Here is a 22,801-nt window from a genome sequence, read left to right as displayed (position 1 = left end):
TTCGTCCACCACGAGTTACCGCATGGACATCAAACGCACCGTACTCTGGGTCATTTTCGCGCTGTCTGTCGTGATGCTTTTCGACAACTGGCAACGCGCCAATGGCCATTCGTCGTTGTTCTTCCCGACGCCGGAAGCTTCCGCCCCGGCCGCCACGGGTAACAAGACAGCGGGCAACGACCTGCCGCAGGCTGCCAACGCCAACCCGGCGACGAGCAATGCACCGGGTAATGCCCCCGCCGCTGCGACCGCGCAGAACGTCCGCATCAACACCGACGTCTACGAAGCCGACATCAGCACGCAGGGCGGCACGCTGTCGTTCCTCGCGCTCACGAAGTGGCCGGACGCCGACGAGGCCGACAAGCACGTCGTGCTGTTCGACAACACCCCGAGCCATCAGTACTTCGCCCGCACGGGTCTGGTCGACGGCGACTTCCCGAACCACAACGACATCTTCACGATGGTGCCGGGTCCGACCACGATGACGGGCGACACGCTGACCGTGAAGTTCGAGTCGCCGGTCAAGGGCGGTCTGCAGTTGGTGCGTGCTTACACGTTCCATCGCGGCAGCTATGTGATCGACGTGTCGAACACGATCGTCAACAAGACTGACGCCCCCATCAAGCCGACGCTGTACATGGAACTGGTGCGTGACGGCCGTGAAATCAGCGGCGCGAAGTTCTCGCACACGTTCACGGGCCCGACGGTCTACAGCAGTGACGAGAAATTCCAGAAGATCACGTTCAGCGACATCGACAAAGACAAGGCGAAGTACGTCAAGCAGTCGAACGATGGCTGGATCGGCATGGTGCAGCATTACTTCGCCACGGCCTGGATTCCGAAGGAAGGCGCAGAGCGCAAGAACTACGTCCAGAAGCTGGACAACGGTCTGTACCGCGTTGGCGTGCGACAAACGCTCGCCGCTATTCCGGCGAATGGCAGCGAGACGGTCGATGCGCGTCTGTTCGCAGGTCCGCAGGAAGAGCACATGCTCGAGCAGATCGCGCCGGGCCTGGAGCTGACGAAGGACTACGGTTACTTCACGATCCTTGCCAAGCCGCTGTTCTGGCTGCTCTCGAAGCTGCATGCGCTGATCGGCAACTGGGGTTGGGCGATCATCGCCGTGACCGTGATCATCAAGCTGGTGTTCTTCCCGCTGTCGGCAGCAAGCTACAAGTCGATGGCGCGCATGAAGGAAATCACGCCGCGCATGCAAGCGCTGCGCGAGCGCTACAAGAGCGACCCGCAGAAGATGAACGCGGCGCTCATGGAGCTGTACAAGACCGAGAAGGTCAATCCGTTCGGTGGCTGTATCCCGATCGTGATTCAGATTCCGGTGTTCATTGCGCTGTACTGGGTGCTGCTCTCGTCGGTGGAAATGCGCGGCGCGCCGTGGCTGGGCTGGATTCATGACCTCTCGACGCAGGATCCGTATTACATCCTGCCGGTGCTGATGGCCGTGTCGATGTTCATCCAGACGAAGCTGAACCCGACGCCGCCGGATCCGATGCAGGCCAAGATGATGATGTTCATGCCGCTGATTTTCTCGGTCATGTTCCTCTTCCTGCCGTCGGGTCTGGTGCTGTACTACGTGGTCAACAACACGTTGTCGATCGCGCAGCAATGGTCCATCAACCGGATGCTCGGTACCAAAAAGAAGGAAAAGGCGGCCTGACGATTCACGTCCGACCGTCTGACTGACACAGCCGCCCGCGAGTCTCTCGCGGGCGGTTTTGTTTGGTGCATGTCAAAATAAGCCACCGTTTTTCAGCGAATCGTTCCATGAGCGCTACCGTCTCCACCGTTCCGATTGCCGCCATTGCCACCGCCCCCGGACGCGGCGGTATCGGCGTGGTGCGCGTCTCCTTCGGCAAGCATCGCGGCGAGGCGGTGCAGCGCGTCATCGCACGTCTGGTCGGTCAGCCGCTCAAGCCGCGGCACGCGTCGTATCTGGCGTTTCTGGACGGTGCGGGCGACGCGCTCGATCGCGGTATCGCGTTGTACTTCCCCGGTCCGAATTCGTACACCGGTGAGGACGTCCTGGAGCTGCAGGGTCACGGCGGCCCCATCGTGCTGCAATTGCTGTTGCAGCGTTGTATCGACGAAGGGGCTGAGCTAGGCGTGCGTCTTGCGGAACCGGGGGAGTTCACCCATCGCGCGTTTCTGAACGACAAGCTCGATCTGGCGCAAGCCGAGGCGGTGGCCGACCTGATCGAGGCGAGCACCGAGGCGGCGGCACGCTCGGCGAGCCGGTCGCTGGACGGTGCGTTCTCGCGCGAAATTCATTCGCTGGTGGATCTGGTCATTCATCTGCGCATGCTGGTGGAAGCGACGCTCGACTTCCCGGAAGAAGAGATCGATTTTCTGGAAGCCGCCGACGCCTTCGGGCAACTCGAACGCATCCGCGCGCAGTTGGCGCAGGTGCTGTCGCAGGCCAAGCAGGGTGCGTTGCTGCGCGAGGGGATCAACGTCGTGCTGGCGGGTCAGCCGAACGTGGGCAAGTCGTCGTTACTCAATGCACTGGCTGGGGCTGAGCTGGCCATCGTCACGCCGATTGCCGGGACCACGCGCGACAAAGTGCAGCAGACGATTCAGATCGACGGCATTCCTCTGCACATCATCGACACAGCAGGATTGCGGGAGACCGAGGACGAGGTCGAGCGCATCGGCATCGCGCGCAGCTGGAGCGAAATCGCGAAAGCGGATGCTGTGCTGCATCTGCTCGACACCCGCACCGGGATGACGCCGGAAGACGAAGTCATCGCGACGCAATTGCCCAAGCACGTGCCCATCGTGCGTGTGTACAACAAGACGGATCTGGCGGGCGAACCGGCGACGGTCTTGCCGAAGGAAGGCGCCGCGCCGCTGGGTGTTCGCTTGTCGGCGAAGGGCGGGCAGGGGATCGATTTCCTGCGTGCCGAATTACTGAAGATCGCAGGGTGGCAGGCGGGCAACGAAGGTGTGTTCCTGGCGCGGGAGCGTCACCTGTCGGCGTTGCGCGCCGCGCGAGAGCACGTCGAGATGGCGGACGCGCACGCGCGTCAGAACGCCGGTGCCCTCGACCTCTTCGCCGAGGAATTGCGTCTTGCGCAAGAACAACTCAGCACGATTACCGGCGAGTTCACTTCGGACGATTTGTTGGGGGTGATTTTCAGCCGGTTTTGTATCGGGAAGTGACGTCACAACATTGATGCAGCGAGCGCTCCAACCACGCTCGCTGCCTCATACGTCAGATGAAATTCGAATCGTCGTCGTAGTCGCCGGTGTCCATCAGGCCGTCGTCGATGTTCGAGAAGTCCGAGTTCGACGTGTCCAGGAAGTTGTCGCTTCCGTTGCCATTTCCACCACCGCTGCTAATACCGTTTCCGTCTTCATAGATCGTGTTGTTGATGATCGTCTCTGAGGGCATCATGCCGCTGCCCAATCCGCCCATCGCCGGTTGACCGAAGAAGCCGCCGCCGCCGTTGCGGTGGAACAGGCTTTCGATGCCCTGGAAGAGGAAAGCGCCGCCCGCCACGCCAGCGGCTGTCGTTGCGATGCTGCCGAGCGTGCCGCGTGCGCCGTCGCTCAGCCATCCGGAGCGTTGAGCCGGTGCTGCAGGTTGGGGCGGCACCTGCGCCGGTGCCTGCATCTGTGCCGGATACGTCGCCTGCACAGCCGCAGGGCCGCCGCTATAGCCACCTACGCCAGCCGAACCCGCCGCGCCACTTGCGCCCGCAGCATTCCCGCCATTCCCCCACGCATTACCTCCGCCAAGGAACGAATCGTGAGCGCCGCCCTGAGCACCTTGTGACGCCTGCGCAGCCTGCAATTGCGATTGCAGCGTCGCAATCTGCGCGCGCGCCGAGACCAGCGCATGGTCAAGCAGCAACGCGCGCTGCACGAGGAGGTAAGCAGCGTCCGGCTGACGGCGCACGGCGTCGGCAATCAACACCTCGGCTTGCTCGTCCTTGACGCCTGCCTGCGCTTGCGTGAGTTGGGTCAGAAAGTTCTGAAGGGTCTGCATTTCTTGCGGGTTCATGATGGGCCTCTGTGAGCGGCACTTGCGATGCGAGTGGTGTGCGAGTGACGAACCCAGTATGCGAAGCCAAGCTTAAGCGGATCTTAAGATCCTCTCCCCGCGATCACCGCACGTGTAACCACATGTAGCTGCACGCTCGCGGTACACGCTTCGATACACCGTCAACGCCTTCTCCCGCACCGTCGCCCGCCCCCGAAAGGTAATGCTTTGAAACACTTCTAACAGCCATCGTAATTGCTCCGCAGGGGCGTGGGGCCTAGACTCGGAGACGTCAGCTCCAGGGTTCTTCGAGGTCCGTGTCGTGAAACGTCTTCCTGTTGTCCTCGGCTTCGTCGCCGTGGCCGCTGCCATGGCCAGCAGCAGCGCCTTCGCCTGGCATGGCCGCGTGGGCGTCTGGGTCGGTCCCGGCTATTACCCATACCCCTACGCCTATCCGTACGCCGCACCGTCGCCGTATTACGCGCCGCCCCTCGTCGTCGTTCCCAGCCAACCGCAGCAGTACATCGAGCAACCGCAAGCGGGTGCGCAATACGATCAGCCCGGTGCGAATAGCGACACCTGGTACTACTGCGACAAGGCAGGCGCCTACTATCCCTACGTGAAAACGTGTCCGTCCGGTTGGCGAGAAGTGCCCGCGCAACCGGCATCGAACTGATCGGGAGACACGTAATGTCATTCGACTCGCAGCCCCGCCTGAAGCGTCTTGCGGCCCCAGTGGCCATTGTTATCGCAGCAGCAACGCTCGCAGGCTGCGTCGTGGTCCCTAACGGGCCCAGCATGATGGCTCTGCCCGGCACCGGGAAGTCGTTCGATCAGTTCCGGCAAGACGACTTCAACTGCCGCCAATACGCGTCCGGACAAAACGGCGGTGTGGATACCGCCACCGCCGCCAACACCAGCGCCATCGGTAGCGCCGTGCTCGGCACCGCGCTGGGCGCGGCAGCGGGTGCCGCCATTGGCGGCGGATCGGGTGCTGCCATCGGTGCCGGGGCCGGTCTGCTCGCGGGCGGTGCCGTCGGTGCGGGCAGTGCCCAGTCGTCTGCATACCTGACGCAAAGCCGTTATGATCAGGCCTACGTTCAGTGCATGTACGCCTCAGGCAATCGCGTTCCCGTGCGCGGCGACATGGTATCGTCGCAACCGATTCAGCGCTATGCACCGCCGCCGCCTCCGCCCCCGGGCTGGAAGCCGCCGCCCGGCAGCTACTGACCCCTATCGACAATAGCTAGAAGACAGACGTCAGCCGACGTTAGCCCGCCCGGGCACAGACGTCGGCCGTCGTATGTGTTCTCGCACGAGACATCCGATGGCCCACGACTCGACGTCCCGCTTCACCTCCCGCGCACCGAGCGCATCTGTGCTGCAAAAGCCGCTACATAAGTCGCTCCATAAAGCGCTGTGGCTGACGCTGCCTGTGACCATCGCCGCCGCATTGTTCGTCACCCCGCACGCACACGCGCAAAACACGTCAGCGCCTGCCAATAGCGCGGCTCCCGCAGGCGGTTCGTCCGTGTTCAATCCGAGCGCCGATATCTCGCGCGCTGTCTCCCGCGACACCACCGACACTGCGATCCAGAACAACTGGAACAGCATCACGCGTCCACCCGCGCCCAAGGCAGAGGAGAAGCCGCCTGAGACACCGCGCCGCAATCGCCGCGGCATCACGCCGGGCATCTCCACGAACTGATATCGGACGAATCGCACGAGAAGGCCACGTCTCGGGGCGCCGAAACCGGTGAGGCATGCCGCTGGCATTCGCCTGAGCGCCCGCCTACTATGAGAATCATCAGTCGGATCCATTCTCTGGTGTTCCCATGCGACTCTTCCTTGCGCTTTGGCCGGGGCCGGGTGTGCGCGCGCAGCTTCACGATTGGGCCTCGTCGGCACATTCGGAATGCGGCGGACGCGTGCTCCGCGCCCAGACGTTGCATCTGACGCTCGCCTTCCTCGACGAGATCGATCCCGCGCGTCTGCCCATGTTACTCGCGCTCATGCAGCGCACGCCGCTCGAACCGTTCACGCTGACCTTTGATCATCTGGGCTATTGGTCGGACAGGAAGATCGTCTGGGCGGGTGCGCCGAGCGTGCCTGACCATCTCGTCGCCACCCGCAACACGCTGCTCTCTCAATGGCGTGCCACCGGTGCGCGGGTCGTGACGCAGTCCTTCCGTCCCCACGTGTCGCTGCTGCGTCATGCGCGGCGAGCGCCGTCGGATCTCTATCCGCCTCCGCTGATCTGGCATTGCGACGGCTATGTTCTCGTGCATTCGGTGCGCACACCACGCGGGCCGCACTATCGCTTGTTAGCCGAGCACCATAGCGGACAGCCCGGTGGGCAACCGGACGGCTTTTTCGAGACGTCCGCCGAGAAATCGGCAATGCCCGCAACGCAATACGGTATAGTCGGATGACGATGTGTTGGCCGTCCGGTCGGCATGTCGGTTTCTCGTCATTCGCAGGAGGCTCAAGTGCAAGTCGGATCGATCGTCAAATCTAAACACATCGCAGTGCCGCGTGATGCCATTGGCATCGTGATCCGTGTGTTGGGTCATATGGCGATGGTTAGGTGGTATGCCGGCCAGCCCGGTGCATCGCGCGAGCTCAACACTGAACCGTTCGATATCGTCGACCTGATTGAAACAGGTGACGTCATGCCTGTCGGAGGAAGCCCGATCCTGCACTGAACATCGTGCTGCGCCGCGAGGCGCTTGGTAGGCAACGCATGAAAAACGCCGGCCCGTCGAAAGACAGGCCGGCGTTTTTCATGGATTCAATGGATTCGGTGCGACGTCCGGAAGGTGCACCTCAGACATGCCCCGCCCGCTGACGCATGAGTGCATCGAGCCGCGCGGCCATGCGCGCGCGTCGTCTGCGCGACGTGCGATACAGCAGCACCGCCATGCCCAGCAACACCACGCAGGCAATGGCAAACACACCGTACGGCAGCGTATCTCCCCCGAGTCGCAGGCTAACCTGCGCGCGCGTCTCGGCTGTGCAGATGATCGTCCCGGCGCGCATGCCCGTGTAGTGCATGCCGCACACGGCGACCGCCATCACCAGCGCCGCCAGTGCGCGTTGCAGACTCGTTTCCAGATGGAACGCCAGCCACAGCGCCACACTCGCCGCCACAATGGCGATCAGCACGGACAGCGCAATGATCGTGGTGTCCCATTCGAAATACGCTTGCGTGCGCATCGCGCTCATGCCGAGATAATGCATACCGGCCACACCGAGTCCCGCGCCAACGCCCGCAATCGCGCATTGCAGGATGTTGCGATACGACGCACGAGCCACGAACCAGAGCGCCGCCCCGGAGACGACGACTGCAAGCACCAGACTGCCAACGGTCGGCCAGAGGGAATAGGAGACGGGAAACGGCATGCGCTGCGCCGCCATCCCAATGAAATGCATGCCCCAGATGCCGATGCCGCCGAGCGCCAGCGCAGACACCGAAAGATAGCCAAGGCTGATGCGTCCGTCTTCGTCGCGAATGCGCGACGCCGCGACCAGCGCGACATAGGCCCCCAGCGCCGAGATCACGAAGGACAGCAGGACAAGGAATTCGCTGTAATAAAGAGGAACGACGCTACCTGGCTGCATGGGCTTATCCTGTGATTTTGCTGTCGCCGGGACGCCGGTAGGCGGTGGACGAGCGTTTTCTTATTTGAGCCTGCACGACATCGATAAAGCGACGACAGCGCCCTGGGGACTGCGACGTTGCATCGCTAACGTCGAGCGCTACCGGCGATTCAATCCCGCCGCCCGAACGCCGTCAAGGGGCAAAAACGTCTGACGTTCGGCCGCCGCCGGTGAATCGCCGCGCCACCCCCGAACGCCCCGATCCGGGCCGGTCGCAAACCCTTGCAGGGCGCGTGATTCACGCAAGATGAGCTAAATTTCGAGAGAGTTACGAGCGCAATCTGACAATTTAGAGACTCACTTCCAAACCTGCGTCGCACAGCGCGCGGGATGTGCGGCACCATCCGGGGAAGACTTTGGCCGCGATGCCACGGACGCCGGACGCTACTGGGACCAACATCGTCCGGCCATCAATACAGGGAGACGTTTTACATGGCAGACGCCGCCACGGCATCCTCCGCCGCCCCGCCGCAAGGCGCACCGCTCACCGGCGCACGACTGGCGATCCTTACCGTGGGCCTCGCATTGGGCACGTTCATGGAGGTGCTCGACACGTCCATCGCCAACGTTGCCGTGCCGACCATCGCCGGGAGCGTCGGTGTGTCGAACAGTCAGGGCACGTGGGTGATCAGTTCGTACGCGGTGGCTGCCGCCATCGCCGTGCCGCTGACAGGATGGCTCGCGCGGCGGGTGGGCGAAGCGAGGCTCTTCGTCATGTCCGTGGCGGCCTTCACCATCGCATCGATGCTGTGCGGCCTCGCCCCGAACATGGAATCGCTGGTGTTCTTCCGTCTGCTGCAAGGGCTTGTCTCCGGCCCGATGGTGCCGCTCTCGCAAACGATCCTGCTGCGCAGCTTCCCGGAGAAAAAACGCGGTCTCGCGCTGGGCCTGTGGGCCATGACGGTCATCGTCGCGCCGATCTTCGGCCCCGTTGTCGGCGGCTGGATCACCGACAACTACACCTGGCCGTGGATCTTCTACATCAACGTGCCGGTCGGCATTTTCTCCGCCGTATCGTGTTGGATCCTGCTGCGCGGGCATGAAACGAAGACGCAGAAACTGCCTATCGATCTGATCGGTCTCGCGCTGCTGGCCATCGGCGTCGGCTCGTTGCAGATGATGCTCGACCTCGGCAAGGATCGCGACTGGTTCAACAACAGCCTGATCGTCACACTCGCGCTCACCGCCGCGATCTGTCTGTCGTTCCTGATCCTGTGGGAGCTGACGTCCGACAAACCGATTGTCGATCTCACCCTGTTCAAGGATCGAAACTTTGCGCTGGGCGTCGTGGTGATTTCGTTCGGCTTCATGACGTTCTTCGCGTCGGTCGTGATCTTCCCGCTGTGGTTGCAAACGGTGATGGACTACACCGCAGGCAAGGCAGGGCTTGCGACAGCGCCGGTGGGCCTGCTGGCGCTCGTTCTCTCGCCCATCATCGGGCAGAACATGAACCGGCTGAATCTGCGCGCCGTGGCCTCGTTCGCGTTCTTCGTGTTTGCGGGGGTGTCGTTCTGGAACTCGCATTTCGCGCTGAATCTGTCGTTTGCGAAGGTCATCGAGCCGCGACTCGTGCAGGGCATCGGCATCGCGTGCTTCTTCGTGCCGGTCACAACGATCACGCTTTCCAGCATCTCGGACGAGCGTCTCGCGGCGGCTTCGGGCTTGTCGAACTTCTTCCGGACGCTCTCGGGCGCCATCGGCACGGCTATCAGTACGACGATGTGGGAGGATCGGGCGATCTACCATCACGCGCGGCTCGTCGAGCACATCACGCCATACTCCGACGCCACGACGAGCTACCTCGACCAGCTCCGTCAGGGACTCGGTCTCACCAACGGCGCGGACCTCGGGGTGCTCAACGACCTCGTTACGCGGCAATCCTTCATGCTGGCGACGAACGACATCTTCCATCTGTCGGGGTATGTCTTTCTCGCGATGGCGGCGCTGGTTTGGCTGACTAAACCGAAAAAGGGGACGTCGGCGGCGATGGGGCACTGACACCCGGTCGCCCCGTCGCGCCGGGCACTATTGGCTCGATAGGGGCGTGTGTTCCCGGGACATCACGGCCATCGTTCCAGATCCGCAACAATACTTTTCGGCTTCACGGCTTCTGAGCGTCACGGCACAGCGTTAACATGCGGTATCGCGCCCGATTGGACGTATTTGCGTTTTGGTTCCCCCCGTAACGTTTCTCTGCCAACAGGTACCCGGCATGTTGTTCGATCTCATCGCCCGCTTCGGGCTCTGGCTCGTCTTTCTGAATATCTTCGGACAGGCGCTGGGGCTGCCGTTGCCCGCCTATCCCACGCTCATCGTGACGGCCTCGACGTCGCTGTTCCCGCCGCTGTCGATCGTCGCACTGGCGGTCTTTGCCGCACTGCTGGGCGATGCGCTCTGGTTCCTCGCCGGACGCCGCTACGGCCACCACATCCTGCGCCTGATGTGCCGACTGTCGATTTCGCCCGACACGTGCGTGAGCCGCACCGAAGGGGCCATCGGAAGGCACGGTGTGCGGGTGCTGATGTTCGCGCGCTTTGTACCGGGCCTCTCGGCGTTGTCGGTGCCGATGGCTGGCGCGCTCGGTGTCTCGTGGCGCATGTTTCTGATGTACGACGCCATCGGTGCCGTGCTCTGGTCAGGGCTGGCGGTGGCGCTCGGCGTCGGCTTTGCCTCGCACATCGTCGCAGTGCTCGACGCCTTCGATACGCTTGGCCGCGGTGTGCTCTGGCTGGTGGTGCTGATCTTCGCGCTTTACCTGCTCAACCGCTGGCTGAACCGCTACCGGCTGCTGCGCTCGCTGCGCATGGCCCGCATCGGCGTGCAGACGCTCGAATCGTGGATGAAGGACGACATCACGCCAGTCGTGATCGACGTGCGCTCGGCCGCGCGCCGCGCCGTGGACCCATTCACGATTCCGGGCGCACTGGCCATCGAACCGGACGAGATCGCCGCCAAGCTGAAAGACATCCCACGCGACCGCCGGATCGTGGTGTTCTGCGCATGTCCCAACGAAGTGACGGCGGCGAAGCTGGCGCAGGAACTGCGTCGACAGGGATTTTCGGAGGTGCGCCCGCTGCTTGGTGGGCTCGATGCGTGGCGTGACGCCGGCTACACCGTCGAGAAAATCGACGGCATGGAAATGCTCGTGCCGGCGCACTGATTCCTGACAGTGGCGCATTCGATTGCGCACAACTGAATGACGCGCGCTTTTCCGCAAGGAGGCGCGCGTTTTGTTTTGACTACGCGTCGTTGAGGGCGTCGCGCAATTGCAGAAGCAGGTTGCGTAATGTCTTTTGCGCGGTGTCCGACTGTCCCGTTGCCGCCTGCACCTGCGCGGGCACCTGACGTGCCTCACGACGCAGATTCACCCCACGCGGCGTGAGATCGATGAACACCTGACGCTCGTCGATTTCTCCACGACGACGCGTCAAAAGCCCCATGATTTCCAGTCTTTTCAGCAAAGGTGTGAGCGTCCCGGAGTCGAGTCCCAGACGTGCGCCCAACTGGTTGACGGCGATATCGTCCTGCTCCCAGAGCACCACCATCGCGAGATACTGCGAGTAGGTCAGACCAAGTCTGTCGAGCATCGGTTTGTGTGCTTTGGTCATCGCCAGCGATGCGGAGTACAACGCGAAGCCCAATTGATCTTCCAGACGCACGGGCGTTTTTTGTGCGGCCTTTTTGCTCACTGCCATTCGGGTATTACGCTTCGGTTCCAATTCAATTGCGCGCCATTCTATTTCACCGCGTGCAATGTGACCAGCGCGAAGAACGGTCTGGAGATAAGCACGACGGCGCGATCTTGCTCCCGATCAACCGGGCCGGGGAAGCGTCGGGACCGGAGGCGTCGCGAAATCCGGCCTGCCCGCAGGTAACCGTGGCCCTGCCTCGGGAAACGCCCTGAAATCGCCGTCCAAACCGCGTTTGAGCTTCAAAAATTACCTTTATCTGAGTGCGATTCAGAAATGCCCAGACCGAGCGGTAGTCATCGGAATTCACCGAAGCCAAATAGCAGAGGAGGGAGAAATTGACGATCGTGGCGCTACGCTACGGATTCGCTCGATTCGGAGCAAACCGGGCACTGAAAAATGCCTTATCTGAGCAATCCTCATCTTTTCATTTGACCGGCGAAACGCGGCTCGGAAAATGGACGTCTACGGCATCCCGATGGGTGCCAAATCCATCTCGGCGGCGGGGTGGCAAATCACACACTCCAAAATCGCGTCGAAGAAAATGAAGCGTCCGAATTCGATTCGAAAAAATCCGCTTCGGAATCATCCCATCCGAATCTCGCCCGGTTCGCCACAGCGAGCCTCGCCGTACCGCATCCCCGACAAAATTCCCTCCAAAAACTACGTTACCTGAGCAATCCTCAGTTTTTGCGGTAAAAATCACCCGCCGGGCCGTGTGCTTTCAAAAAAAGGCATCGGTCGATACCATGAGGCCCAACTACGACAACAACTGTCTTCTAACCGTGTCAGCAGTGTCCGCCTGGGCCAAATCGCCCGTTGTTGTGTGGGTGCGGCGTCAGTTCGCACCGAACACCCTGCAAATTACGCTGCTGCTCGCTGGCATCGTCGGGCTGCTGGGGGCGCTGGCGACCGTGGCGTTTCGTGAAGCGCTCTCCGGTCTGCAATTTCTCCTTGCAGGTCATCACAGCGGCATGGTCGAGCTGGCGCTGAACTTCAATTGGTGGCAGCGCCTGCTGCTGCCCACCGCAGGCGGCTTAATCGCCGGGCTCATCCTCCAGTACGCCACGCTCTGGGTGCCCAAGAAGGGCTCCGACGACTACATGGAAGCCATTGCCATCGGCACGGGCGTCCTGAGTCTGCGTCAGACGCTCGTCAAAAGCCTGTCGTCGCTGTGTTCGGTGGCGTCCGGGGCGTCGATTGGCCGGGAAGGACCGATGGTGCAGCTCGCCGCGATGTTCGCGTCGCTCGTCGGTCGCATTCTCGCGTTCCCGCCCGAGCGGCTGCGCCTGCTGGTCGCGTGCGGTGCGACGGCCGGTATCACGTCCGCTTACAACGCCCCCATCGCGGGCGCACTGTTCATCTCGGAGATCGTCTACGGCTCGATCTCGACGGCCACACTCGGGCCGCTGGTCGTGGCATCGGTCATCGCCAACATCGTGATCCGCCAGTTCCTCGGTTACGACGCGGTCTACCAGATGCCGCGCTTCGACTTCGTCTCCGGCTGGGAGGTCTTTTTCTACGTCGGTCTCGGCGTGCTGGCCGGTGTGCTCGCGCCGCTGTTCCTGCGCCTGCTCGACACTGCGAAGCAACGCTTCGGCGCCTTGCCCGTCCCGCTGTTCCTGCGTCTCGCGATTGGCGGCCTGATCGTGGGCGTGCTGTCGTTGCAGGTGCCGCAGGTCTGGGGGAACGGCTACAGCGTCGTGAACTCGATCCTGCACACGCACTGGGCGTGGCAGGCGCTCGCGATGGTGCTGATCTTCAAGGTGCTGGCGACGGCTTCGTCCGCCGGTTCGGGCGCGGTGGGCGGGGTCTTCACGCCGACGCTCTTCGTGGGTGCTGCGCTCGGTAGCCTCTACGGGCTGGCGATGAACGCGCTGGCCCCGTCGACGGCATCGGTCGCGAGCAGCTACGCCGTCGTCGGCATGGGAGCGTTTCTGGCGGCCACGACGTACGCGCCGCTGATGTCGATTCTGATGATCTTCGAGATGACGCTGAGCTACCAGGTCGTCTTGCCGCTCATGCTTGCGTGCGTCACGGCCTATCTGACGGCGCACACGCTGCGCGCCGACTCGGTGTACGCCAAGTCGCTGCGCCGCAATCAGGTGGCGGGCCGCTGGCTCTCTATGACGGGTGAGGGCAGCGAGATGCGGTTGTCGTCGCTGGCGGTGGATAACGACGCCGTGGTGAGCGCCGCCGACAGCTCGGACGCCATCGGTGAGCGCTTCGTAGAGACCGGCTACCGCAACCTTGTCGTACGCGCGGAAGACGGTCGCCTGATCGGCACGCTCGACGCCGCAAGCTGGTGGCGTCGACAGGCCACCGGCAAACCGGAACTGTGGACGGAAACCGTCACGCCGTGCAAAGCACTCGACGGCGATATGGCGCTGGTCAGCGCGCTTCGCTCGGTGGGCAAGATGCACGCCGACTGGGTGCCGGTGACAGGTGTAGAAGGGAAGTGGCTGGGCGTGATCTCGCTGCCCGGGCTGATTGAAATCGTGACCGAAGAGCGGAGCGGAGAATGAGCCACCGCCCGGGCACTGGCCCGCTCGTTCCCGCACAGCCGTCGACGACCGACGACGGCACGCCGTATTCGGAGGTGTTCGAGGACGTTTATCACAGCGCCGATGGCGCGTTGGGTCAGGCGCGCTATGTGTTCCTGGAAGGAAACGGCCTGCCCGGGCGCTGGCGCGGCCGCGATCAGTTCGTCGTCGTCGAGACGGGCTTCGGTCTGGGCCTTAACTTTCTGGCGACGTGGGCCGCCTGGCGCGAAGACCCGCAACGTCCCGCGCGGCTGCACTTCGTCTCGCTCGAGAAGTTTCCGTTCCGGCCGCTGGATCTACGCCGCATGCTCGAACCGATGCTCGTGCAGCCGGGCATGACCGAACTCGCGCCGCTGGTGCAGCGCCTATGCGACGTGTGGCCAGCCCCCGTGGCCGGCTGGCACCGGCTGGAACTGGCCCCGGGGGTCGTGCTGAGCGTGGGCTTCGGCGACGTCGCCGATCTGCTGCCGACGCTGCGCGTCGGGGCGGATGCGTTTTATCTCGACGGTTTTTCTCCGGCGAAGAACCCCGATATCTGGACACTTGAGGTCTTTAAGTCGCTCGGGCGTCTTGCGCGCGACCACGCAACACTGGCGACGTACACCACGGAGGAGCAGGTCAGACGCGACCTCGTGGCCACCGGGTTTCAGGTCGTGGAGCATGACGGCGACGGGCCGAAGCGCTCGATGCTCGCCGGGCCGTACGCGCCGCCTTACCGCATGCGACGCTACGATCCGCCGCCCGCACCCGCTTCGCGCGCGCGCGAAGCCATCGTCGTTGGGGCAGGTATGGCGGGCGCTGCCATGGCGCGACGGCTTGTCGCCCGCGGCTGGCGGGTGCGTCTCTTCGAACGCGCGCAGGCCCCGGGCACCGCCGCCTCGGGCAACCCGGCCGGCGTCTTCCATCCGCAATTGTCGGCTGACGACAATGTGCTCTCGCGACTCACGCGCGCCGGTTTTCTCTACGCGCTCTCCCAATGGCGCACGCTGCCCGGCGGTCTGCCCGGACACGCCGACGGGTTGCTTCAGGTCGCCACGTCCGACACGGAAGCGCAAGCCTTGCAGCAACTCATGGATGCGCACGCGTATCCGGAGTCGTATGCGAAATGGGTGGACGTCGAGCAGGCCTCGGCGCTCGCCGGGGAGACGCTCGCGTATGGCGGCGTCTGGTATCCGGAGGGGGGATGGCTTGCGCCGTCGATGCTCTGCCGCGCCGAGCTGGTCGCTGCCGGGCCGTCGCTCGATGCGCGTTACGGAGTGAGCGTCGAGCGGCTTGAGCGCCGTGAGGACGGTCGCTGGACCGCGCTGGACGATTCGGGTCGCGTGCTTGCCGAAGCGGATGTCGTTATCGTGACGGCAGCGGACGTCTCCCAAAGGCTGCTCTCGCCTTTTCTCGCGCCCGAGTTCCTCCCGGTACGTCGGGTGCGCGGGCAACTGACCTTCCTGCCGCCCGATGTCTTGCCCGGCCTGCGCGTGCCGGTCTGTGGAGACGGCTATGTCGCGCCGTCCCCCCTTGGCGGTGCAGGTCCCATCACAGGCGCGACCTACGGATTCGACGATCCGGCCGAGGAAGTGCGTCTGGCCGACCATCAGGCGAACCTGCGACGGCTCGCCGCGCTGCTCCCGGCCCATGCCGACTTGTTCGGGAGCGCGGGCCTCGCCAATGAAAGCACCGCCGCCGAGCTGGGCGGGCGCACGGCGTTTCGCGCGATGGTCCCCGACCGTCTGCCGATGGCGGGGCAGTTGCCGGATCTGAGCGCCATCGAGCCGATGCGGCGGCGTCTGACCGGCGGGCATCTGCGGGATCTGCCACGTCTCGACGGCCTGTACGCGAGCTTCGCTTTCGGGTCACGGGGGCTGGTGTTCGCGTCGTTGTGCGCGGAGCTGGTTGCCAGCCAGATCGAGGGCGAGCCGTGGCCCATCGGCGGCGATCTGGCAGACGCCATCGATCCGGCGCGCTATCTGATGCACGCACTGCGCAAAGCGTGACGGGCGCGACGGCGGCGCGTGGCGGAACGCCTGAATCGTCAGGCAAAACCCGGCGCCAACCGTTATTCGCGCCCTTCGACGCTCGCGAATCCGCGGCGTCATGGGCCGGTTCTCTGAAAGTGCTAAGCGCTCAATAAATCGAATCTGACCCTATGGGGGTTCAACGTCCACCCCATGCGGGGGCGGCGCGCCGTCGGCGCTTGCCCCCGTACGTTCCTGCCTCAGCGCCGATCTCAGGCGTCCGAAGTTAGGTCTGCCTCCCTGCATGCTTCGCAGAAATCCGGCCGCCAATGATGACGTGCCCGGACACGCCCGTGCAGCGGGGCAGTGGCCGTCGAGACGACCGTTTGAAAGCCTAGGAAACCGTCTGTGGCAAAATGACCCCAACCCTTCGGGTCCGTCGCGCATTTGTCCTTTCATCTGCAACCCCGCGCGCGACTTTCTTTCCTTTTCACCACTTGATGCGCCGTCAAGCGGCGCAAAGCGAGCATTAATGACGTCGGAACTGTCCCTTTTTCCGGGCTGGCCGCCGGCGCCCGATCCCGTTTTCTTCGCAGGGCTGGCATTGGTATTCGCCGGTCTCGCGGGGGAAATCTGTTTCCGGAGACTGCGCCTGCCGCGCATCACCGGTTACGCCGTGGTCGGGCTGGTCGGTGGCACCCTGGGTCTTTCCTCGATGCTGGACGCGCAGACCAGCGCGGCCATCCGGCTGCTGATCGACCTGGCGCTGGGCCTGCTGCTGTTCGAATTGGGTAGCCGCCTCAACCTGAAATGGATGCGGGCGAATCCCTGGATCATCGTCACCAGCGCGCTCGAAGCTTTGCTCACCTTCATCGCGGTCTACGTGGTGTTGCGCGTGTTCAGCGTTTCGCCACTCACGGCGGTCCTGATCGCATCCATCAGCATGGCGACTTCGCCAGCGGTGGTCATCCAGCTCAAGAACGAGTTGCGGGCCGAAGGGCAGGTGACGGAGCGTCTGCTGGCGCTGGCCGCCCTGAACAGCGTCTACGCGGTCGTGGCGGTCAAGCTCGTCTACGGCTGGATGCACCAGGCCTACCACTCCAGCTTCTGGGTGGTGCTGTTTCATCCGCTGTATCTGCTGATCGGCTCGATCGTGCTGGCATTCGTGCTGGCCAAGGCCTGCAATCTGGTCTTCCGCAAGTTCGGTAGCCAGGACCATCACGCTTTCGTGATGCTGATCGGTCTGATCATGCTGATGGTGGCGCTGGTGCACATGCTCAAGCTGCCGAACTCGCTCACGCTGCTGCTCGCCGGGATCATTTTCCGGAATCTGGACGAGCGTCCGCAGCTCTGGCCTGCGTACTTCGGCACGGCCGGCTGGTTGCTTGCCGTGGTGCTGTTCGTGCTGACATCGCTGGCGTTCCAGTGGGAATACGTCGTGCTGGGCGGGGTAGCGGCGCTGGCGATCATCGTCGTGCGCGGCGTCGCCAAGGTCGTGGGCACCGTGGCGGTCGCCCATCAGGCCGGGATCAGTTACAAGCAGGCCGTCGCGCTCGGGATGTCGTTGTGCCCGATGGCCAGTCTCGCGTTCGTACTCGTCGCCGACACGTACGACATCTACCCGCAGTTCGATCCGATGCTCAAGGCCGTGGTGATGTGCACCATCGCCTTGCTGCAACTGGCCGGCCCGCTGGTGGTCTATTGGGCATTGGCCCTTGTCGGTGAACGGAAGGATTAAGCCATGTCATTAGAAGAATTCATTCCCTCGAAGCCTTGCACCTTCGGGGTGGAGCTGGAGATGCAGATCGTCAATCGTCACGATTACGATCTGACCAAGGCGGCGTCCGATGTGATGCGGCTCGTTGCCAAGGAGACGCATCCGGGCGAAATCAAGCCTGAGATGACCGAAAGCATGATCGAGCTGTCGACGGACATCTGCCATCACCACAGCGATGCCGTCACGCAGTTGCGCCGCGTGCGCGACGTGCTGGTGGCCGCCAGCGACCAGCTCAATGTCGGCCTGTGCGGCGGCGGCACGCATGCCTTCCAGCGCTGGAGCGAGCGCACGATCTACGACTCGCCGCGCTTTCACTTCCTGTCCGAACTCTACGGTTATCTGGCCAAGCAGTTCACCGTATTCGGTCAGCACGTCCACATCGGTTGTCCGGATCCGGACAGCGCGTTGTACCTTCTGCACGCCATGTCGCGTTACATCCCCCATTTCATCGCTCTGTCGGCCTCGTCGCCGTACGTGCAGGGGGTGGACACAGGTTTCCATTCAGCCCGTCTGAACTCGGTTTTCGCGTTCCCGCTGTCGGGTCGTGCGCCGTTTGTCCTGAAGTGGTCCGACTTTGAGACTTACTTCGACAAGATGGTGAAGACGGGCGTGGTCGAGAGCATGAAGGACTTCTACTGGGATATCCGTCCTAAACCGGGTTTTGGGACGATCGAGGTCCGGGTGATGGATACCCCCTTGTCGGTGGACCGGGCGGCCGCTATCGCCTGTTACATCCAGTCTCTGGCCCATTATTTGCTCAATGAGCGCCCGTTCGATCTCAGCGAGGACGATTACCTGGTCTACACGTTCAATCGCTTCGAGGCTTGCCGTTTCGGTCTGGAAGGCGCTTACGTGGATCCGCAAACGGGTGAACGCTCAATGCTGGGGGACCACATCGCGAAGACCCTGGAGCTTATCAAACCGCATGCAGCGGTTCTGGAAGCCGAAGCGGCCTGCGAGGATATCCGTCAGCTCGTGTCGTCAGGAAAGAACGACGCCGTCTGGTTGCGTGAGATCCATGCTGACGCCAAATCGCTTAACGAGATGGTCCGTCAGCAGTGTCTTCGCTGGGCCGCATGACCTGAAACACTTGTTGCAAGCTCTGTCGGTTGTCTGACGACCGGTTTGACGAAACCCCGCCCTGGCGGGGTTTTTTCTTGCCCGACGGTTTTGCAGTGGGGCTCAGCGGTGGCTTTATGCCTTGCTCAGGGGCAAATCGCGGTGCCATAGCGCTCTACAGGACCCAAATCCGTCGAATAACGCATCGCAAGCGCTGCGCTCTCCACTTTTTCCACTGTTCGGGCCAACAGGCTTTTTCGCCGTTTTCGCGTGGCTCACAGCAAGGTTTTAAGGTTTTAATAGGTTTACTGTATGTATACATAGTAGTAGTTAACAAAGGCAGCCAACTTCTGTGGATAACCACAGTAAACGCTGAGTAAACAGGAAGTTGCCAGAATGAGAACTGGATGGACAAACAGCGGGTATCCGGAGAACAACTCGGAACAGTTTTCGACCCCTGTGGAAAGATTCGCGACTTATCCCGAACCCATGCACAACTAGTCCGATAACTTATCCATAAAGTTATCCACAGGCGCTTAAATATTGTGCAAAGCACCCCCGAAAACACGGTTTTGTGGATAATTTTGACGTTCTCGTATGGGGCGGCTGGTTCGCGGCTACAATCTCGCCACGCCGAATCCCGGACCTGCCGTACGTGGTGTAAGAAGTGAATGATGTTGGTTTTGATGGCCGTAACGAGCGACAGCCTCCTTTTGGCCAAATTTCTCAATTCGCGTGTTCCGCAGCGCTCGCTTGCCGACACGCCGATCGGTTCTTTCCCTTTTTTTTCGCGCAGCACGACCCTCGGCCACTGACGAACGACGGTTGTGTTTCAAATCATTTGCGTTCTGTCCTAAACGCAGGAGGGGGCAGTGCGCGCGCGCCATGACACGGGCAACGCAGCGTTGTCTCGAATATCTAGTGATTTTTGGAGGGGACGTAACAGGGACGCTGCGCACGCGCTGCGCGTCGTTACGGTCTACGAGCCACGTCCGGAGAGGCTTTGCGAGCGAGGTGAGAATTGGTCTGGGGTACGACGTGCTTCGACACGCCCCCGCGCGTTACATCAATTCAGCGAGCGATGTAATTCGCATGGGATGCGAAACGTTTTTTCCGATACGACGCTTCGCTGCACAAGTGCGCAGGACACCAATATTTTGTAAACATCATGAGTAGGATTTGGGAGATCAGTACAAGAACTGATACGCCAAAATTAAACTCAGAACACACAATGGAATCGTGGTGGGGCGGCAGGTTCAACAGCGACTCGCCGTCGAGTATCGACACGGAAGTGGCTTAGGGTTTCCCCCGGGCGGGGCGCCGAAATATACGAAGCAATAGGCAGAGACGTGTGATGCACCGCCCGTGAGTTCATTTGACAAGCTGTTTTATCGACGTATAGTTTTTAGAAATCCTAACGAAAATCATGGCTACCCCGACCCCACTTGATGAACCGCTTTCCAAGCGCGTCACGGCAAGCTTGCTGCGCATGGGAACTGCGTTACGGAGCCACGCCTGGGAAGGCGCGGCACTGTCTGGATTGACGCCGACGCAGGGTGAGATTCTCACGCTCCTGCTCATGCGCGGCGTGCCGATGCGACTGGGCGAAATTGCGGAGGATGCCGCGCTCACATCGGCCACGGTCAGCGAGGCCGTGAGTACGCTTGAGAGCAAAGGCCTGGTCGAGAAACGGCGCGATGCCAACGACGGTCGCGCGCTGGCTTTGCGGCTGACCGCCAAGGGCCGCACTTCCGCCAAACGGGCTTCGCAATGGGCGAGCTTCGTGACGACGGCTGCCGACGTGCTGAGCGAGAAGGACCGGGCACAGCTGTACCGCATGCTCGTCAAGCTCATGTCCACGATGGAGAGCCGCGGGGACATGCCGCAGCAACGCATGTGCCTGACGTGCGAGCACTTCGAAGCCGCGCCGCGCGGCAAGGGCGTGTACCACTGCAACTATTTCAATACGACGTTCGACGATTCGCGTCTTGCGATCGACTGCAATGCGCACCAGGAAGCCGACCTGGCGACGCGCAACAAGGTCTGGAAGCTTTACAGCAAGAGCTGAACGCCGGGCCGGCATTCGCTGCGCTCAGGTGAGATGCCGGAGCCGTGCGAATCAAGGGGGAGAACGTCATCCGCGACCGGGTGACGTTTTTTTTTCGTCGGACGTTGTCACGCACATGACCGTCGCGTGCCTGTACACTGCGCTTTTTTGCATCCACGAAACCTCATCGCATAGAGATGGCAGCCAAGCGCAGAATCGAAGTCAGGAAGTCGGGCGTCCACGGGAAGGGGGTGTATGCGGTCAAGCGCCTCAAGAAGGGGGATCGCGTGATCGAGTACAAGGGCGAGATCATTTCGTGGCGCGAGGCGTTGCGTCGCCATCCGCACGATCCGGATCATCCGACCCATACGTTCTACTTCAGCCTGGAAGACGGTCGCTGCATCGACGGCAAGGTCGACGGGAACAATGCTCGCTGGATCAACCACGCGTGCTCGCCGAACTGCGAAGCGCGCGAGGAAGGGGAGCACGTCTATATTTATGCGATGCGCGATATCGATGCGGGCGAAGAGCTTTTCTACGATTACGGTCTTGTGATCGACGCCCGCTATACCAAGAAACTCAAACGCGAATACGCTTGCCACTGCGGCAGCAAGGCCTGTCGCGGCACGCTGCTCGCGCCGAAGCGCTGAGCGCGTGAGGCAGGGGGAAGGTCAGCGCGACGCGCGGTCGCCGGCGAACTGGTCGATGGCCAGCGCCAGGTCGACGTCGCGTTGCGTCAGACCATCGGCGTCGTGCGTCGAGAGGGTGATGTCCACACGGTTGTAGACGTTGAACCACTCCGGGTGATGGTCCATCTTTTCCGCCTTGAGCGCGACTTGCGTCATGAAGCCGAAGGCCTCGTTGAAGTCGTGAAACGTGAAGCTGCGCTGGATGGCGTCGCGTCCGACCACCTGGTGCCACTCGGGCAGCACTTCGGCCAGGCTGGCGCGTGCCTCGGATGAGAGTCGTGTTGTCATGGCATTCCTTTCAAAACGTGTCTTGCAACCATGAACGGCCGGGGCGCCGGTTCATTCGGCCTATTGTTTCACAGGCGGGCGGCAGACGTGTGTAAGCGATGTCTGAGAGCGCTTGAGTCTGACAGCGCTTGACGGGGGCTTGGGACGAAAGCGCCCGGGTCGCCCCGGGCCGTGCCATCATGCCGGCAGCAGAATCTGGGTGTCTTCCGGGCGGCGTGCGTTGGCTTCGAACGACGGCTGTTCGGCAAACGCCTTGAACAGTGCCGGGAGGTCGGCGCGCATGGCGTCGAACAACTGAGCGAAGTCGTCGATGACGAAGTACGTCTGTTGAAACGTATCGATGCGGTATTGCGTGCGCAGGACGCGCTCAAGCGAAAAGCCGATGCGATTCGGCTCGCCCGAGGTCAGCGAGAACTCCGTTTCACCACGGCTCGACACGATGCCCGCGCCATAGATTCGCAGACCGTCGCCGTCACGCATTAAACCGAATTCAACGGTGTACCAGTACAGACGTGCCAGCAGCGGCAGCGCGCCGAGCGATTGGGCAACCGTGCCCGCTTTTCCGTAGGCCTGCATGAAGTCGGCGAACACGGGATTGGCGAGCAGCGGCACGTGACCGAACACGTCGTGAAAGCAATCGGGTTCCTGAAGGTAGTCGAGCTGGTCCGGACGGCGCATCCACCAAGTCGCCGGGAAACGGCGATTGGCGAGGTGGTCGAAGAAGACTTCGTCCGGCACGAGACCGGGCACCGCCACGACCTGCCAGCCGGTGGCTGCCATCAGTTTTTCGTTCAGCCGTTCGAACTCCGGCACGCGACGCGCGTCCATGTCGAGAGCACGAATGCCTTCCATGAAGGCGTCACAGACGCGGCCGGGCAACATCGCCGTCTGACGTTCGTACAGCTGCTGCCACACCGCGTGATCGACCGCGCCGTATTGCTCGACGGGTTGATCGATGGTGAAGTCGGGGCGGGTCGTGAGACCTGCGTCGAATTGCTCCTGGAGCATGGCAGTAAGGGACATGATGCGAACGACTCAATTAAGCGGTGACAATGATTGAAAGTGTATTGCGCATGGCATGCGAAATGGGCGCATAATGC

General features: G+C 62.3%; 19 protein-coding genes and 1 pseudogene. 15 read left to right on the top strand and 5 right to left on the bottom strand.

What is annotated here, in order from left to right; genetic code table 11:
* The first annotated feature begins 22 nt into the window (after positions 1-22).
* Both yidC and mnmE read left to right on the top strand, forming a co-directional pair.
* On the top strand, positions 23-1,675 hold the full coding sequence (gene yidC / locus PAN31117_RS11340) for a membrane protein insertase YidC (protein WP_150738253.1): 1,653 nt from the start codon (positions 23-25) through the stop codon (positions 1,673-1,675).
* A gap of 107 nt (positions 1,676-1,782) precedes the next feature.
* The gene (mnmE, locus tag PAN31117_RS11335) at positions 1,783-3,177 is read left to right on the top strand and encodes a tRNA uridine-5-carboxymethylaminomethyl(34) synthesis GTPase MnmE (protein WP_150738252.1); all 1,395 of its coding nucleotides are present in this window, start codon (positions 1,783-1,785) and stop codon (positions 3,175-3,177) included.
* 52 nt (positions 3,178-3,229) lie between these two features.
* Here mnmE and PAN31117_RS11330 read toward each other — a convergent pair whose 3' ends face one another.
* Entirely contained in the window at positions 3,230-4,021 is a 792-nt protein-coding gene (locus PAN31117_RS11330; protein WP_150738251.1) for a DUF2076 domain-containing protein, read from the bottom strand.
* A 301-nt stretch (positions 4,022-4,322) separates the two neighbouring features.
* On the opposite strand from PAN31117_RS11330, the gene PAN31117_RS11325 reads away from it, so the two are divergent.
* The 5 genes from PAN31117_RS11325 to PAN31117_RS11305 all read left to right on the top strand — a co-directional run bounded on the left by PAN31117_RS11325 (position 4,323) and on the right by PAN31117_RS11305 (position 6,705).
* Positions 4,323-4,676 carry a hypothetical protein gene (locus tag PAN31117_RS11325; RefSeq protein ID WP_150738250.1) on the top strand — a complete coding sequence of 118 codons (354 nt, stop codon included), beginning with the start codon at positions 4,323-4,325 and terminating at the stop codon, positions 4,674-4,676.
* A 14-nt stretch (positions 4,677-4,690) separates the two neighbouring features.
* Positions 4,691-5,230 carry a hypothetical protein gene (locus tag PAN31117_RS11320; protein WP_150738249.1) on the top strand — a complete coding sequence of 180 codons (540 nt, stop codon included), beginning with the start codon at positions 4,691-4,693 and terminating at the stop codon, positions 5,228-5,230.
* A 97-nt stretch (positions 5,231-5,327) separates the two neighbouring features.
* Positions 5,328-5,708, top strand: a complete 381-nt coding sequence (locus PAN31117_RS11315) for a hypothetical protein (RefSeq protein ID WP_150738248.1) — start codon at positions 5,328-5,330, stop codon at positions 5,706-5,708.
* Positions 5,709-5,835: 127 nt separating this feature from the next.
* A complete protein-coding gene (gene thpR, locus PAN31117_RS11310; RefSeq protein ID WP_150738247.1) occupies positions 5,836-6,432 on the top strand; it encodes an RNA 2',3'-cyclic phosphodiesterase in 597 nt (198 codons plus the stop codon).
* A 57-nt stretch (positions 6,433-6,489) separates the two neighbouring features.
* A complete protein-coding gene (locus PAN31117_RS11305) occupies positions 6,490-6,705 on the top strand; it encodes a hypothetical protein (protein ID WP_150738246.1) in 216 nt (71 codons plus the stop codon).
* A gap of 121 nt (positions 6,706-6,826) precedes the next feature.
* Here the strand turns inward: PAN31117_RS11305 and PAN31117_RS11300 are convergent, their stop codons facing one another.
* Positions 6,827-7,621 (bottom strand): MHYT domain-containing protein, encoded by a 795-nt coding sequence (locus PAN31117_RS11300; protein WP_150738245.1) that lies wholly within the window; start codon positions 7,619-7,621, stop codon positions 6,827-6,829.
* 471 nt (positions 7,622-8,092) lie between these two features.
* Between PAN31117_RS11300 and PAN31117_RS11295 the strand changes: the two genes are divergently transcribed.
* Both PAN31117_RS11295 and PAN31117_RS11290 read left to right on the top strand, forming a co-directional pair.
* Positions 8,093-9,658 (top strand): DHA2 family efflux MFS transporter permease subunit, encoded by a 1,566-nt coding sequence (locus tag PAN31117_RS11295; RefSeq protein ID WP_150738244.1) that lies wholly within the window; start codon positions 8,093-8,095, stop codon positions 9,656-9,658.
* A gap of 214 nt (positions 9,659-9,872) precedes the next feature.
* The gene (locus PAN31117_RS11290; RefSeq protein WP_150738243.1) at positions 9,873-10,820 is read left to right on the top strand and encodes a DedA family protein/thiosulfate sulfurtransferase GlpE; all 948 of its coding nucleotides are present in this window, start codon (positions 9,873-9,875) and stop codon (positions 10,818-10,820) included.
* A gap of 79 nt (positions 10,821-10,899) precedes the next feature.
* Here PAN31117_RS11290 and PAN31117_RS11285 read toward each other — a convergent pair whose 3' ends face one another.
* On the bottom strand, positions 10,900-11,355 hold the full coding sequence (locus tag PAN31117_RS11285; protein ID WP_150738242.1) for a MarR family winged helix-turn-helix transcriptional regulator: 456 nt from the start codon (positions 11,353-11,355) through the stop codon (positions 10,900-10,902).
* Between the two features lie 743 nt (positions 11,356-12,098).
* Between PAN31117_RS11285 and PAN31117_RS11280 the strand changes: the two genes are divergently transcribed.
* The 6 genes from PAN31117_RS11280 to PAN31117_RS11255 all read left to right on the top strand — a co-directional run bounded on the left by PAN31117_RS11280 (position 12,099) and on the right by PAN31117_RS11255 (position 21,374).
* Complete coding sequence (locus PAN31117_RS11280; protein ID WP_306440190.1) at positions 12,099-13,874, top strand: ClcB-like voltage-gated chloride channel protein; 1,776 nt, start codon at positions 12,099-12,101, stop codon at positions 13,872-13,874.
* Positions 13,871-15,880: a bifunctional tRNA (5-methylaminomethyl-2-thiouridine)(34)-methyltransferase MnmC2/FAD-dependent 5-carboxymethylaminomethyl-2-thiouridine(34) oxidoreductase MnmC1 gene (gene mnmC, locus PAN31117_RS11275; protein ID WP_150738241.1), complete on the top strand. Its 2,010-nt coding sequence runs from the start codon at positions 13,871-13,873 to the stop codon at positions 15,878-15,880. The genes PAN31117_RS11280 and mnmC overlap by 4 nt, the downstream gene beginning before the upstream one ends.
* A 493-nt stretch (positions 15,881-16,373) precedes the next feature.
* Positions 16,374-17,579, top strand: a complete 1,206-nt coding sequence (locus PAN31117_RS11270) for a cation:proton antiporter (protein ID WP_150738240.1) — start codon at positions 16,374-16,376, stop codon at positions 17,577-17,579.
* Between the two features lie 3 nt (positions 17,580-17,582).
* On the top strand, positions 17,583-18,698 hold the full coding sequence (locus PAN31117_RS11265) for a YbdK family carboxylate-amine ligase (RefSeq protein WP_150663727.1): 1,116 nt from the start codon (positions 17,583-17,585) through the stop codon (positions 18,696-18,698).
* Positions 18,699-20,103: 1,405 nt separating this feature from the next.
* On the top strand, positions 20,104-20,745 hold the full coding sequence (locus tag PAN31117_RS11260) for a MarR family winged helix-turn-helix transcriptional regulator (protein WP_174990914.1): 642 nt from the start codon (positions 20,104-20,106) through the stop codon (positions 20,743-20,745).
* Between the two features lie 176 nt (positions 20,746-20,921).
* Positions 20,922-21,374: an SET domain-containing protein gene (locus tag PAN31117_RS11255; RefSeq protein WP_046290246.1), complete on the top strand. Its 453-nt coding sequence runs from the start codon at positions 20,922-20,924 to the stop codon at positions 21,372-21,374.
* A 21-nt stretch (positions 21,375-21,395) separates the two neighbouring features.
* On the opposite strand, the pseudogene PAN31117_RS11250 reads toward PAN31117_RS11255, so the two are convergent.
* Both PAN31117_RS11250 and phhA read right to left on the bottom strand, forming a co-directional pair.
* Positions 21,396-21,713 (bottom strand): annotated as a pseudogene (locus tag PAN31117_RS11250) (4a-hydroxytetrahydrobiopterin dehydratase); the annotation flags it as partial.
* Positions 21,714-21,878: 165 nt separating this feature from the next.
* On the bottom strand, positions 21,879-22,724 hold the full coding sequence (gene phhA, locus PAN31117_RS11245) for a phenylalanine 4-monooxygenase (RefSeq protein ID WP_150738239.1): 846 nt from the start codon (positions 22,722-22,724) through the stop codon (positions 21,879-21,881).
* Between the last annotated feature and the right edge of the window lie 77 nt (positions 22,725-22,801).

The organism is Pandoraea anapnoica, from assembly GCF_902459765.1.
GTDB lineage: Bacteria > Pseudomonadota > Gammaproteobacteria > Burkholderiales > Burkholderiaceae > Pandoraea > Pandoraea anapnoica.
Note: the sequence above shows the minus strand (reverse complement) of the source record. Positions and strands in the feature narration are given on the sequence as shown.

Coding starts and splice junctions, on each gene's coding strand:
- mnmC (WP_150738241.1), top strand. CDS start 13,871: ATGAGCCACCGCCCGGGCACTGGCCCGCTCGTTCCCGCACAGCCGTCG.
- phhA (WP_150738239.1), bottom strand. CDS start 22,724: ATGTCCCTTACTGCCATGCTCCAGGAGCAATTCGACGCAGGTCTCACG.
- PAN31117_RS11285 (WP_150738242.1), bottom strand. CDS start 11,355: ATGGCAGTGAGCAAAAAGGCCGCACAAAAAACGCCCGTGCGTCTGGAA.
- PAN31117_RS11320 (WP_150738249.1), top strand. CDS start 4,691: ATGTCATTCGACTCGCAGCCCCGCCTGAAGCGTCTTGCGGCCCCAGTG.
- PAN31117_RS11290 (WP_150738243.1), top strand. CDS start 9,873: ATGTTGTTCGATCTCATCGCCCGCTTCGGGCTCTGGCTCGTCTTTCTG.
- PAN31117_RS11270 (WP_150738240.1), top strand. CDS start 16,374: ATGACGTCGGAACTGTCCCTTTTTCCGGGCTGGCCGCCGGCGCCCGAT.
- thpR (WP_150738247.1), top strand. CDS start 5,836: ATGCGACTCTTCCTTGCGCTTTGGCCGGGGCCGGGTGTGCGCGCGCAG.
- PAN31117_RS11260 (WP_174990914.1), top strand. CDS start 20,104: ATGGCTACCCCGACCCCACTTGATGAACCGCTTTCCAAGCGCGTCACG.
- PAN31117_RS11330 (WP_150738251.1), bottom strand. CDS start 4,021: ATGAACCCGCAAGAAATGCAGACCCTTCAGAACTTTCTGACCCAACTC.
- PAN31117_RS11280 (WP_306440190.1), top strand. CDS start 12,099: ATGAGGCCCAACTACGACAACAACTGTCTTCTAACCGTGTCAGCAGTG.
- PAN31117_RS11255 (WP_046290246.1), top strand. CDS start 20,922: ATGGCAGCCAAGCGCAGAATCGAAGTCAGGAAGTCGGGCGTCCACGGG.
- mnmE (WP_150738252.1), top strand. CDS start 1,783: ATGAGCGCTACCGTCTCCACCGTTCCGATTGCCGCCATTGCCACCGCC.
- yidC (WP_150738253.1), top strand. CDS start 23: ATGGACATCAAACGCACCGTACTCTGGGTCATTTTCGCGCTGTCTGTC.
- PAN31117_RS11265 (WP_150663727.1), top strand. CDS start 17,583: ATGTCATTAGAAGAATTCATTCCCTCGAAGCCTTGCACCTTCGGGGTG.
- PAN31117_RS11300 (WP_150738245.1), bottom strand. CDS start 7,621: ATGCAGCCAGGTAGCGTCGTTCCTCTTTATTACAGCGAATTCCTTGTC.
- PAN31117_RS11295 (WP_150738244.1), top strand. CDS start 8,093: ATGGCAGACGCCGCCACGGCATCCTCCGCCGCCCCGCCGCAAGGCGCA.
- PAN31117_RS11315 (WP_150738248.1), top strand. CDS start 5,328: ATGGCCCACGACTCGACGTCCCGCTTCACCTCCCGCGCACCGAGCGCA.